General features: G+C 34.8%; 13 protein-coding genes. 9 read left to right on the top strand and 4 right to left on the bottom strand.

Going from position 1 to position 11,874, the window contains the following annotated elements; all coding sequences use genetic code 11:
• Positions 1–24 precede the first annotated feature (24 nt).
• The 7 genes from ABJF08_RS10535 (at position 25) to ABJF08_RS10505 (ending at position 6,069) form a co-directional block, all read left to right on the top strand.
• Positions 25–2,403 (top strand): gliding motility-associated C-terminal domain-containing protein, encoded by a 2,379-nt coding sequence (locus ABJF08_RS10535; protein ID WP_348116145.1) that lies wholly within the window; start codon positions 25–27, stop codon positions 2,401–2,403.
• Positions 2,404–2,687: 284 nt separating this feature from the next.
• Positions 2,688–2,957: a hypothetical protein gene (locus ABJF08_RS10530; RefSeq protein ID WP_348116144.1), complete on the top strand. Its 270-nt coding sequence runs from the start codon at positions 2,688–2,690 to the stop codon at positions 2,955–2,957.
• Between the two features lie 115 nt (positions 2,958–3,072).
• Positions 3,073–3,351, top strand: a complete 279-nt coding sequence (locus tag ABJF08_RS10525) for a hypothetical protein (RefSeq protein WP_348116142.1) — start codon at positions 3,073–3,075, stop codon at positions 3,349–3,351.
• Positions 3,352–3,405: 54 nt separating this feature from the next.
• Positions 3,406–4,272, top strand: coding sequence for an RHS repeat-associated core domain-containing protein (locus ABJF08_RS10520; RefSeq protein WP_348116141.1), 867 nt, complete (start codon positions 3,406–3,408; stop codon positions 4,270–4,272).
• On the top strand, positions 4,269–4,757 hold the full coding sequence (locus ABJF08_RS10515) for a hypothetical protein (protein ID WP_348116140.1): 489 nt from the start codon (positions 4,269–4,271) through the stop codon (positions 4,755–4,757). The genes ABJF08_RS10520 and ABJF08_RS10515 overlap by 4 nt, the downstream gene beginning before the upstream one ends.
• Positions 4,758–4,969: 212 nt before the next feature.
• Positions 4,970–5,518: a hypothetical protein gene (locus ABJF08_RS10510; protein ID WP_348116139.1), complete on the top strand. Its 549-nt coding sequence runs from the start codon at positions 4,970–4,972 to the stop codon at positions 5,516–5,518.
• Entirely contained in the window at positions 5,515–6,069 is a 555-nt protein-coding gene (locus ABJF08_RS10505; RefSeq protein ID WP_348116138.1) for a hypothetical protein, read from the top strand. The genes ABJF08_RS10510 and ABJF08_RS10505 overlap by 4 nt, the downstream gene beginning before the upstream one ends.
• Positions 6,070–6,327: 258 nt before the next feature.
• Here the strand turns inward: ABJF08_RS10505 and ABJF08_RS10500 are convergent, their stop codons facing one another.
• The 3 genes from ABJF08_RS10500 to ABJF08_RS10490 form a co-directional block, all read right to left on the bottom strand.
• Entirely contained in the window at positions 6,328–6,810 is a 483-nt protein-coding gene (locus ABJF08_RS10500) for a DUF192 domain-containing protein (RefSeq protein WP_348116137.1), read from the bottom strand.
• Positions 6,803–7,753, bottom strand: a complete 951-nt coding sequence (lgt, locus tag ABJF08_RS10495; RefSeq protein WP_348116135.1) for a prolipoprotein diacylglyceryl transferase — start codon at positions 7,751–7,753, stop codon at positions 6,803–6,805. Before lgt ends, ABJF08_RS10500 begins: the two co-directional genes overlap by 8 nt.
• Before the next feature lie 68 nt (positions 7,754–7,821).
• A complete protein-coding gene (locus ABJF08_RS10490) occupies positions 7,822–8,376 on the bottom strand; it encodes a thioredoxin family protein (protein ID WP_104516092.1) in 555 nt (184 codons plus the stop codon).
• Positions 8,377–8,522: 146 nt separating this feature from the next.
• Here ABJF08_RS10490 and ABJF08_RS10485 point away from each other — a divergent pair, with 146 nt between their 5' ends.
• Positions 8,523–8,822 carry a phosphoribosylpyrophosphate synthetase gene (locus ABJF08_RS10485; RefSeq protein WP_348116134.1) on the top strand — a complete coding sequence of 100 codons (300 nt, stop codon included), beginning with the start codon at positions 8,523–8,525 and terminating at the stop codon, positions 8,820–8,822.
• Entirely contained in the window at positions 8,822–9,154 is a 333-nt protein-coding gene (locus ABJF08_RS10480) for a tRNA-binding protein (protein WP_348116132.1), read from the top strand. The genes ABJF08_RS10485 and ABJF08_RS10480 overlap by 1 nt, the downstream gene beginning before the upstream one ends.
• A gap of 105 nt (positions 9,155–9,259) precedes the next feature.
• Here ABJF08_RS10480 and ABJF08_RS10475 read toward each other — a convergent pair whose 3' ends face one another.
• Positions 9,260–11,791: a M14 family metallopeptidase gene (locus tag ABJF08_RS10475; RefSeq protein WP_348116130.1), complete on the bottom strand. Its 2,532-nt coding sequence runs from the start codon at positions 11,789–11,791 to the stop codon at positions 9,260–9,262.
• Positions 11,792–11,874: the final 83 nt, after the last annotated feature.

The raw sequence follows: 11,874 nt of genomic DNA, 5'->3' as shown, positions 1-11,874 counted from the left end.
TATCCAAAACGCAATACTATATTTATGAAAAACTTTATTCTTAGTTGTATAGGCATATTATTTTTTACAGCCTTCTCAACCGCACAAGACTTTCCTATGACCGACGGTGAGTTTGTTACTTGTTCAGGTAGCTTTACAGATTCAGGTGGTGTCACAGGTGATTATGCTGTTAGTGAAAGTTTTACGATTACTTTCTGTTCTCCTTTTGAAACAGATGCTATGCGAGTAACTTTCAATTCTTTTGACACACAGTTCGGTGATATTCTTCTTGCTTATGATGGAGATAGTAATACAGCTCCTTTTTTAGGTGTTTTTCAGGGGACAACATCTCCAGGAACTCTTCTAGCAAGTGCTACAAATACCTCAGGGTGTTTAACTTTTACTTTTATTTCTAATGGATCAGGTACATCTACTGGATGGCAAGCTGCGGTAGAATGTTTTGATACGTGTCAAACTATTACAACTGATATAGTTACTGTACCTGCTATTGATGCAGACGGTATACTTAGATTGTGTCAAGGAGAAGTAGTAGACTTCACTGGTTCAGCTACATTTTCAAATGATTCTGCTGGAGCAACATATAAATTCAGACTTCCTGACGGTACAGAGGCAGTAGGAACTACTTTACAACAGACTTTTAACGATCCAGGTGTTTATAGAATAGACTTCGTCGCTACTGCACCAGACGGTTGTCGAGATAGATCATTAGAAGATATTGTTATACAAGTATCAACTACACCAGACTTTACTGGAACTGCAGCAGCAGATACTACTATCTGTTTTGGAGAATCTACAGATATCACGGGAATGGTGGTAGCAACTGAATTTGCATCACAAGTTGCACCTCCAGTTTCAGGTGTTACATTTTTACCAGATGATAGTGGTACTACATTTTATGAAACTTGTATAGATGTAAGTGGGTTTGCTCCTGGAGCAACACTTAACAGTGCGGCAGATTTATTAGGCTTCTTTATTAATATGGAACATAGTTATTTAGGAGATTTAGATATTACTTTAACGGCTCCTAACGGTGCAGTAATTGATGTAAAAACCGGTGGTGGTGGAAATACATTTTTAGGTGTACCTATCGATGTAGATACCGATTTAACTCCTGGAGTAGGATTTGTTTATAATTTTACTGAGGCGCCTAGTGCTACACAAACTCTTTTTCAAGCTTCGGGAGCAGTCACTACACTACCTGCAGGAGATTATCTTGCAGAAGATCCTTTCTCTACATTTGCAGGAACATCTCTTAATGGATTATGGTGCCTTAGAATTGTAGATAATTTATCTAGTGATAATGGTTATATTTTTGAATGGGGTATCAATTTTAACCCATTAATTGTGCCTGATGCAGAAAGATATACTCCTGGGGAAGTTTCTCAAGTATGGGGAGCAAATGCAGATATTACTGCAACAAACGGTAACGTTATCACAGTAACACCTACTGTTGCTGGGCAAAATTGTTACGATTATATATTTACAGATAGCTTCGGTTGTACTTACACAGAAACGGTATGTATAGAAGTGTCGTCAGAAATAGCTACTGCACAACCTAATGATATTATAGTATGTCAAAATACTGGTTCTGCTACGATAGATTTAACCTCTAGATATACACAAACACTTAATGGACTAGACACAACTTTGTTTTCAATAGATGTTTACCCTACACAATTAGATGCAGACGCTGCTACAAATGCTATTGTATCTCCAGGTGTTTATGATGTAAGCGCAAATGAAACCGTGTTTATTAGAGTACAAGATCTTGCTTCTGGTTGTTATGTGGTGGAAGAATTGGATATCGTTTATTCATCTGCTGTGTTTAATGCAGTAGCAGATATAGAAGCTTGTGATGATGTAGATGGTGCTATTAACGGTCTAGAGTTATTTGATCTTACAGCACAAGACGCTATCATTCTAGGAGCACAATCAGCAGCAGAATTTGATGTAGCTTACTTCCTTTCTCAAGCAGATGCAGACGCAAATACAAATAGTATTTCTACTCCAGACTCTTATCAGTCTATGGGAGAAATTATTTATGTGAGAGTATCTAACGTACAAGATCCATCTTGTTTTACAACAGGTTCATTTACTCTAATAGTTATGACTTGTGAGGTAGAAGTTCCAGAAGGTTTCTCTCCTAACAATGATGGTATTAATGATACGTTCTCTATTCCTGGACTAGATCAGTTTCCTAACTTTGAAATGAAAGTATTCAATAGATTAGGTTCTGTCGTTTATGAAACTAGAGCAAACAACTATGTAGAGTTTGCAGGTATTCCTAATTCAGGAGTAGCCTCTGGCGATGGATTACTTCCAGTAGGGACTTACTTCTATGTAATTAAGTTTAATGATGCAGAGGCTGAAGATATTGCAAGCTGGATGTATATCAACTATTAAATATAGATACTAGTATCGCTTTCGCGAAAGCGGAACAAGTACTAAAAATCTTAAATACAAATGCCTCTCTGTAATGGAGAGGCATTTTTTATTTTCTATTCGTTTTAGGCGTTGTTCTCTTTGACAATTAAGAATCTTTTAATTAATCAATAAAACTACTATCGCAAGTTTACAAAACCTCTGGTGCTCGTTTCTATCGAGTACATAGTTGGAGTAGATAAGAATAATTTAAAAATAAATAAGAAACCTTTGAAGTCTAAAGATTTCTATGATTTATTATATTTATGTTTATAACTCTGTACGGTAATGGTAGTAGTTGCAAACTAGCACAAGCGCCAGCAGGAGAAACGAATGTGATATTTGGAAATACCAATTCCGCTGTGTTTTACGGAAGAAGTCAAGATGGAATTACTTATTTATATTCAAAAAATGGTATATATGTAAAACCCCAAGTTTTTACTTTATCTGAAATAACTAAATTATATGGTACTACAACGAATATGTTCGGTACGAGCGTTAATCTTGAGCCTAAATATCATAACTATAAGCGTTAGTATTGTCTCTTGTCAGTCATTCGAAAATAGCTCATTAAAACTTACTGTTTCTACGAATCAGGATGAAATAATTTTTGAAATTGATCAAATATGCCGCGATGAGACTATGCTTTATGTGAAGCTGAAAACAAAAGAAGATGAGGATAGGTTTAAGAACTTAAATTCTGAGTCTATATCTTTTGTTAGTAAGGGTAAACGTATAGTTGCGTTGCCTATGAAAGCTTTTTCGAGTGGTGTTCCAGAAGCTTCAATAGTCTATTCAAAGCAGTACAAGTCAGATCAAATAGACTATTATCAAGGCGAGGATGATACATGGTTCAATTTTACAATAGTAAAAGATGAATCAAAGGAAATAAACTTCCTAAAAAACCAAATTAGCAGTTGTAGCTTTTAAAAACCTATTTACCATTTAGGTACCACAAATGCGTTAACAGACGTAAACGGTAATATGTACCAGTTTTTTCTTAACTTACCCTTTGGAGAGACCATGGCAGAGCAAACCTCAATATCATATTACCAGACCGAGTTCAAATTTAACGGTAAAGAACTGGACAGCGAGACCGGTATGTATTATTATGGAGCACGTTATTATGACCCTAGTTTAAGTATATGGATGAGTGTTGATCCACTGGCGGAAAAAATGCCTGAATGGTCGTCGTATGCTTATGCGTTTAATAATCCTGTGATGTATACCGATCCTACTGGGATGGCTCCTGAAGTAGTACAAGATGATTATGGTATAGATGATAATGGTAAAATTGCATTTATTAGGGCTACAAATGATAAGCATGATAAACTTATTGCTTTAGATTATGAAGGTAAAGAAACAGGAAATTCAATAAATGTTGAGAAAGGTGTTTTAGATAAAATTGAAAATACAACACATATTGATGATGAGGGAACAATTAGGGAAATACAAAATATAGAAACTACTAAAGTAAAAGATAACAAAGCTTTGTTTGAATTTATTACAGATAATTCGGACAGTGAACACTCTTATTCAAATTGGTTTTCAGATATTAAATATATCAGCACATCTTTTGAATCAAATGCAGAGTATAGCATAAATATTTTATCCAAAAGGCATAAAATATTATTACATCATGTACATTCTCATCCTGATCCTTTTTTAGCCCCATCACCATTGGATATTTCTTCGGCAGGAATCTTCGAAAAAAGACTAGGTTTCAAACCTAGATTTGAAATATATTCTCCGTTTATAAATGAGTATAAGGACTTTGATAAGAACTCAGTAAGTTTTGAATTAAATACCATAATAATAGATGCTCCAGCACAAAAAAAACTTAAATTATGAGATCATTCAATTTCAAAATATTTGTATTAATTTTCTTCTGTACTTTATTCTGTTATGCTCAAAAGGAAAATTCAACAACACACTCGAATCTAGTTTTTTTTAAGAACGAACAATTGATAAAAGAATTGGAGAACATTATTGGTAAAAAGGATACCTGTCAAAACAATAAAAACAAGTTTAATTGGTATGTTGATTTTAAGGAAAATGATTACATTTTAGTCACTCAAGGTAAAATTGCTAATCTGATGGAATTGAATAATTATCAGGAAAAAGCCATACTTTCAACCGTCATTAACAATAATGTTGTATTTGTAGTAATCAATAAACAAAACGATTTATTATTTAAAACTGATTTTAATATAGATTTGAGTAATTACGTAGGTAAATCTGTTATTTCTTTTAGAGATATTTCTGCCTGGCTTATTAAAAAGGATACTCAAAATTGTTACCATTTAGTCGATTCTCAGATTAGAAAATGCGATTAAAACCTCCCTAGTTGGCCAACTGGCGCAAGCGTCTCGCTCGTGATATGCACAATCATGGAAAAGGAAAGTTAGAAACAACTTTCCTTTTTTATGAAATTAATTATAGATTTACTGCGCAAACGCTCGTACTCGTTTCTAGGGAATACCGAGTTTGAATAAAATAGAATAATTTTTAAAAGAAAATAAGAAACCTTTGAGGTCTAAAGATTTCTATGATTTATTATATTTATGTCTTCACTCTGTACGGTACTAGTTGCAAACTAGCACGAGCGCCAGCAGGGGAATTAAAGAATGGAAGTACTTCTGAAGGGAAATTAGTATTTGGCTATAATATTGGATCAGAAGATAGTTCTGTCACAGTTGCAGGTCAGACCGTTAACGTTAGTAATCCTATAGGGTACGGTTCAACTAATATGGAAACTAAAACAGCCTACGTTGATTTAGCTGATTTTGATGGACAAAATGCATTAGGAAGTTGGGTTTCAGAGACTGGAAATTTTTCAAAAAGAATGTTTAATCTTGGAAGATTAGTAGAGCATGAATTTATTGGACATGCTGTTGGAGGTTTGAGAGATCCAAGTTCAGTAAATGGACGACAAACTGGAGATACAGTTGATTTAATAAATATTTTTAGAGGTGAAATGGAACTGCCGCATCGTTCAGATTATAGATCAGGTTTTCTTCATTTTAATAAGGGTACTGATAATCCTTCAGCATTTAGACCAAGTGAAGCAATTTCAAAAATTAATAAAAAGTTATGATTAAAATAAAATTTTTCATTTTTATTGTATTGTTATTTTGTTTTAAAAAAGGTAATACTCAAGAGAATGATAAAAATGCTGTATATGAAGAAGTTATTAGTAGATTAAACATCAAACCAAAAGATCATTTAACTATTAAGACTTTTTTTGAGTTTCCTAATTCAGTATCGTTAAATGGACCTATTCGCTTTGTACCTAGAGATGTTTTTAACCTAAATGATACCATTATTATTAATAAAATGAAGATTAAGTTTAATGACATAATTATTTCTGATAATTATTTTAATGAATTAGATCCCATTTCAATGAAATCTTTTGAAAAAAGTTATTTCATAATTCATGAGCCTATAGATAAATGGTTAAATTATCATACATTAAATTTGATGCATAACAAGGAGTACAGTCCTGTTTTATTACCGGTAGAAAGAAGCTATTATAATTCAATAGAGGAAAAGTACTTTAAAGATGTAACAATTTTTAAAATTGAGCTTCATCCAGAAGTTAAGATTGTCAATGACTTGTTAATAAACCGCATTGAAATGGAATATTGAAGAATCCTCCACGTCGCGCGCGTTTGTAATGCGCATTTGTTCAATATAACATTTGTAGTGTATATAATATTAAGAGGAATGTTTTTAGAACACACAATCCTAAGACAGATTTCAGTTGTTAAGAAGAGGTTTTGTATAAGTAGTAATTATTCTTTATTTGTGTTTCTCTTTCGCGAAAGCGAAACCCTTAACAACATCAAACTCAAAAAAAATGCCTCTCAATTGGAGAGGCATTTTTTTATATGATAATGAAAAGTTTTAATTGATTTCTTGCCACTTGAAAAGATCTCCTTCTTTAAGGCTCCATTTCTCCACCATGCCCGCTTTTACCTCGAGTACGTATTGTGCGTCACCTTTACTTTTTAATAAAGTCTCGTCTTTAGGTACGGCGTTAGTATGGTAACTGTCTATGCGATTATCTGCAGTTATGTAGATAATGTCTAGAGGTACGTCTGTGTTTTTCATATAGAAAAATCGCGGTCTAGCATCACTAAAAACAAAAAGCATTCCTTGATCTTCAGTAAGCTGTTCTCTATACATCATACCTAGTTGTATGGTGTAATCAGTATCGGCTAGTTCTAGCTTTAATTGCTGTAGAGTGTCATTTTCTTTATTAATAAGCACTGCTTGTGCCTCGTTCTTAAAAGACCAGTCACGAGCTCTCATTTCTGCCTCTTGATCAGGTTTGCAACTGTGCAAGAGACAGGTTAAGATTAATGTGCTTAAAAACAGTTTACGCATCACTTTTCTTTTCAAACATACCATCTGGTCGGAACATAAGAAATAGACCCAATAGAATAAATGGAACACTTAAAAGCTGACCAGTATTAAAGTGCATGCCTATAAGTTCAAAAGCATCGGTATCTGTTTGTGGTTCTTTTACCGTTTCAATAAGTAGTCTTACTGTAAATAGTAATACAAAGAATAACCCTAAGATATACCCTAGTTTATTGCGCTTATCTGTTTTCCAGTAGACTAGGTAAAGAATTATAAAAACGCCTACATAACAAATTGCTTCATACAGCTGTGCAGGGTGTTTGTAAGGTATAGCTTCTAATGCATCTGCATATTGAGGGTTGTTTACCAGTGCGTCAATAGCCTTATCGGTATCTAATATTTTAGTTTGCTGTAATGCAGCTCTCACATTATCATCACTCGTGTCGCGTACAAATTTGAAACCAGCAAAAAAGTCGCCGCTAGGCTTTCCATTTATCTCACTATTCATAAGGTTACCTAAACGTACAAAAGTACCTCCTATAGCTGTAGGTACCACGATACGGTCCAGTATCCATAACATGTTTTTCTTTAAATGCTTGCGGCTGTAAAAGAACATAGCGATAATAATACCTATAGCTGCTCCATGACTCGCCATACCTGCAAAACCGGTCCATTTAAATGGAGATGTCTCAAATGGTAAGAATACTCTCAATGGGTCTGAGAAAAAGGTAGATGGCTCATAAAATAAATAGTGGCCTAATCGTGCACCTAGTAGACAGCCTATTACCGTGTACATAAATAGCGGATCTAGTTTTTCTACACTCACACCATCTCTTTTAAAGATAGGTTTGATAATGTACCATCCTAAGACAAATGCGATAACATAAGAAAGGCTATAAAAATGCAATGTAAAAAAGCCTAAATCAAGCCCTTCTAACGGATTCCAGATCACTTTAAGTGAGAACATAAACGGTAATTTTATAAGTTGCTAAATTACTCTTTATCGTTTAAAATAGCGACTACTTCATCTTTCAATTATTTCCACTTGATATTGCAACCTATACTTGGTTTTTGTGGCTCTGGAACTTTTTTATTACCCAAAAGTGCGTCCATTGATTCACGTAATGATCTGCCGGTAAGTGGTATTCCGTTTCCAGGTCTAGAGTCGTCTAGCTGGCCTCGATATACTAACTTTAATCGGTCGTCAAATAAATAAAAATCTGGTGTACACGCGGCGTTATATGCTCTCGCTACTTCTTGCGTTTCATCATATAAATAAGGAAATGGGTAGTCGTTCTCATCAGCATGTTGATTCATGCGATCTGGCCCATCTTGTGGATAGTTAACGACATCATTACTAGAGATCGCGATAAAGTTAAAACCTGTAACCCTATAATCATTTGCTATTCTTACCAGTTCTTCATTTACATGAATTACAAACGGACAGTGATTGCATATAAACATAACCACCGTACCCCTTGCTCCTTTTTGATCTTGCAAGTGGATCATGTCACCACTTACGGTGTCTAGTAGGGTAAAATCTGGTGCCGTTGTTCCTAACGGTAGCATGGTAGATGGGGTTAAGGACATGATAGTTTTTATTTATTAGTAGTAAAAGTATGATTTTTGTTACGCTTTCGCGAAAGCGAGACCAATAACCATCATTTTTCTTTTCCTAAACTTATTTTAAACCTTCTTCTAACGGAATTGTTTTATTTAAATTGAAAATAAAAACTATGAAAAACGGATACAATACGCTCTCAGAAGCGATAGAAGACTTACAAAAAGAAGGTTTTACAGTAAACTTTGACCTGGTAGAAGATGGAGTGCAATCTAAAGATTTGAAAAAACAATGGAAAGCAGGCGAGATAGAAGTAGTGAAATTTTATAGATTTGAAGGAATGAGCAGTACTGGCGATAATACAATACTTTACGTTCTAGAGTGTAAAACAGGTGAGAAAGGATTGCTAGTAAATGCTTATGGAGCAGATGAATATATCTCTCCAGAAATGATACAAAAATTAAAAATGAATTAATGGAAATCTCTTGGGGTGATTTTGAAAAAGTAGACATGCGTGTAGGAACGGTAATGACAGTGAGTGATTTTCCAGAAGCGCGTAATCCAGCATATCAATTGCAAATTGATTTTGGTGATTTAGGTGTTAAAAAGACCAGTGCACAAATTACTAAGCGATATGATAAAAAAGACCTAGTAGGTAAACAGGTTATTGCGGTGGTTAATTTTCCTAAAAAGCAAATAGCCAACTTTATGAGTGAATGCCTAGTTCTAGGTGTGGTGGGAGATGATAAAGATGTTATCCTTTTACAACCTAATGCTCAGGCAAAGAATGGCGATCGAGTAGGATAATGAATCCTTATAGAGGACCAAACGTAAACTAGAAATTTTCCATAAAAAAATGCTTCTGAAAGATTATTTCAGAAGCATTTTTTTTATGGAGCTAGAATCTAAAATTTACATTTGCTCAGCAAAGAAAATAGCGTTCATTAATAATTTATTTGTTCCGTACCAGAATGCTCTAAACTGAGTATTATCTGTGAAACCTATCACGTCACCACGTCCATAATTATTATGCTGAAACGGTACTGTGTTTTTTACTGCCTCCAGATTTATACCAGAAATATAGCCGCTCATTAAAGGGTTGTCCGTATACTTAATAGGGTTGCGGTAACTGTCTTTGTGTGGCTCTACAAATAAAGTTGTGTTTCTAAACATGGGCAACTGGTCGTCTTTAAAACCAAAAGCAATAGGGTGAGAGCGGTCTAATTTCGTTTCAAAAATAGCTCCACCTATACGTTGTGCACCGCTGTGATCACGACGTTGCTCAAAGGTGATATTGTTTGCAGGGTTTTCTGTTTTTTTGAATTTAAGAGGTAGCAATTTAGAACTACTCATCCATCTTAATGCACTGCGATAACCTATTAAAGTACCGCCATTGCGAGTCCATGTTTTTAATTGGTCGATCACCTCATTTTCTGGGCTGCCATAAGTCGTTGGGACAATAATCGTATTGTAACGAGATAAATCTTTACGATTAATATCTGCTAGATCAATTTTTGTAATAGGAATATCATATTGCTGATCCATTAAATGCCAGATCTCTCCAGCGTCAGATGGGTTGATACCTTCACCTACAAGAACTGCAATCTCAGGTTGTTTAATATCTCTAAACTGACGCGATCCTAAATCGATTCCTTCGGTGAGGCCTGTTTTTACATTATGAAAGGTGATTTCTGTTTTGGATTGTATTTCCTTAAATAAGGAAACCATTTCTTCAGATGTCATGGTTTGACCTTCGGCAGGTATCATGATGGTCCCATAATCGTACTGAGTATTATTTACATTAAAAGGTTTCATGGCTACTTTGGCTCTTATTCCTTTAGATAGCAATAGATTTAAAGCTTTAGGAGTGTAAAATTCATTCCATTTTAAAAGATACGCGTATGAAGATAGACTTATTAAATTAATTCGGCTATTTGCTCCAGCTGAAGGTGCCTGCATTTTAATATGTTTACCATCTACATAATCCATATCAAAAGCCAAAGGAAACGTCCAGGCACTAATATCATAGAACAAGCTGTCTTGAAAATTAGTGCGTTTTTCAAACATGGCTTTTATTAGTCTAGAATTCTTTTGATTTTTAGGAACGCGATAAGCATAACCTTGTTTGAATGCTTTTCCTTCTATAACTCTATCTGCATGTAATGGTTCGATTTTAATTTTGTGCCTTTTTAAAATCTCAGCGAGCGCATCGGTGCGACCAGCATCTGTGTAATCACCAAAAATGATCGCGTCGCCGTTATCGAAATTAAGATTACCATTACCAGTTTCTTTCCTCGCATCTTTATAAAATTGATTTTGATAATCGAGTATTTCTTTACGTTTATTAGTTGCTGCTTTTAAGGTGCTCAAAGCTGCTGTGAATTGATTTCTTATGGTAAATGGAAAGGTTAGCACTCCGTTATCAGAGTTTTGAGCATGACCGCGAGAGCTGGCTTGCTCAAATAAAATACCTATAGAACCATTAATATCTGGAAAAGTAGATCCCTTACCGTAGTAGAAATCGTCATAATCTTCTTCTGTGTAATAAAGCGATCCTATTTTATCAAAACCTTCGGCAAGGTAATTTCCTATTTCACGAGTCAGTTTTTGATTCATCGCAGGAGTTAAAGGATGTGTTCTAGACGGTATTCCAGGCTGAAAAAAGAATGTGGAGTTAGTTCCCATTTCATGATGATCTGTTAAGATATTAGGTAACCATTTATGAAAAGTCTCAATGCGTGCTTGCGATTCTGGTAATTGAACCGGTAACCAGTCACGATTCATATCAAACCAGTAATGATTAGTACGTCCACCAGGCCATGTTTCATTGTATTCTCTGTCGTAGGTGTCTGGATTTACGTTGTCACTTTTATTTTGATTAACCCAAGTAGCAAATCGTTGTAATCCATCAGGATTTAAACTAGGATCTAGGAGTATAACGGTGTTTTTTAAAAGTGCCTCTATTTCTGGACCTTGTGCAGCAGCTAGATGATAGGCTAGAAGTAGAGAGGCGTTAGAACCACTAGGTTCGTTTCCATGAATAGAAAAACCTTGATAAACGACTATTGGTGCGTTTGTGTTGTCCACGGCATCTTTATCTGTAGCAGCAACATGGTCTGTTCTTATTTGTTCTATGTTTTTTTGATTCTCAACACTAGTTACTGTTAGTAAGTATAAAGGTCGGTCTTCATAGGTTTTGCCACGATTTTCAATAGTAAAACGGTCAGATTTATCTGCCAGCACCATCATGTATTGAGCTAATTTATCATGAGATACATGCCATTTTCCTGGTACATAACCTATGATTTCTTGTGGTGTAGGAATGTCTGGATTATAAGAAACATTTTGTGGTAAATAATAATCTAGAGTAGGATCTACAATAGTTTGTGCTGGTAACGCTTTCGCGAAAGCGAGAACCAACAATAGCAACATCGTTTGTTTCATGGTGTAATTTTAATCGTGAGGTAATCGTACTTGGTGCATCAAAGAATGCGTGGGATATAAAAATAAAAAAAGCCTCTCATATA

This window comes from Nonlabens sp. (assembly GCF_039941875.1).
In the GTDB taxonomy this organism is placed as follows: Bacteria; Bacteroidota; Bacteroidia; order Flavobacteriales; family Flavobacteriaceae; genus Nonlabens.
This window is presented reverse-complemented; position numbering and strand designations above follow the sequence as displayed.